Origin of the sequence: Cellulomonas citrea (assembly GCF_009829685.1) — a bacterium.
Taxonomy (GTDB): domain Bacteria; phylum Actinomycetota; class Actinomycetes; order Actinomycetales; family Cellulomonadaceae; genus Cellulomonas; species Cellulomonas citrea.
In genome coordinates this window covers 1-724 of sequence record NZ_VWSD01000339.1, presented here as the reverse complement: position 1 = coordinate 724, position 724 = coordinate 1, and the positions used below count along the sequence as shown (strand labels likewise).

Genomic DNA, 724 nt, shown 5'->3' with positions numbered 1-724 from the left:
TGGTTCAACTACACCGATGGCTCGTCCTTCGCCGCCGGGAACCCGAAGGTCATCAAGGACACCTCCTTCGGCACCTACAAGGTGGACTCCGAGGACCCGCTGGTCGTGACCTACACGGTCAACGACGCACCGTGACCGGGAGCCCGGCCTCGACCGCCGCGGCGACCAGCCGGAACCCCGGGTCGGAGACCGTCGGCATCCCCGCGTCCGACACCAGCAGGACGGTGCCGCCCTCCTGCACCGTCGCCAGCAGCCCCGCGGCACGGCTCGCCTCGTTGTGCTCGTGGGTCGAGACCACCCGCCCGGTGATGACGACGCCGAGCCGCTGGGCGAGCGCGTGCACCCGACGGGTGTCCTCGGCCGCGACGACGTCGGCCTCCGCGAGCAACCGGCACAGCCGGGCCGACGCGTCCTGCGAGTTGCCGATGGGCGTCGCGGCCAGCACGAGGAGTCCGGGTTCCATCCGCCCAGCCTCCCATCGCGGACCCAGAGGTCCGCCCTACGATGACCCGCGTGCCGGACGAGCCGCAGGACACCCCCGTGCAGGAGCCGCTGGACGCCGCCGGACCGGTGCCCCAGGACACTGCCGGTCCGGAGCCCGAGGACACTGCCGGGCAGGGGTCCGAGGACACCGCCGGACCGGAGTCCGACGTCGCCGAGGAGGGGCCGCTCGACGCGCTGCCCGGCCGCGGCGCCCGCCCCCGTCCGGTGCCCGAGGCGATGG

Annotated in this window: 1 protein-coding gene and 1 pseudogene; one reads left to right on the top strand and one right to left on the bottom strand. The window is 74.2% G+C overall.

Features of this window, described 5'->3' with window-relative positions:
• Positions 1 to 130: 130 nt before the first annotated feature.
• Positions 131 to 463: pseudogene (gene rsmI / locus F2B26_RS16585) on the bottom strand (16S rRNA (cytidine(1402)-2'-O)-methyltransferase); the annotation flags it as partial.
• Positions 464 to 504: 41 nt separating this feature from the next.
• On the opposite strand from rsmI, the gene F2B26_RS16580 reads away from it, so the two are divergent.
• On the top strand, positions 505 to 724 hold a 220-nt coding region (locus F2B26_RS16580), incomplete at its 3' end, for a hypothetical protein (RefSeq protein ID WP_438939217.1).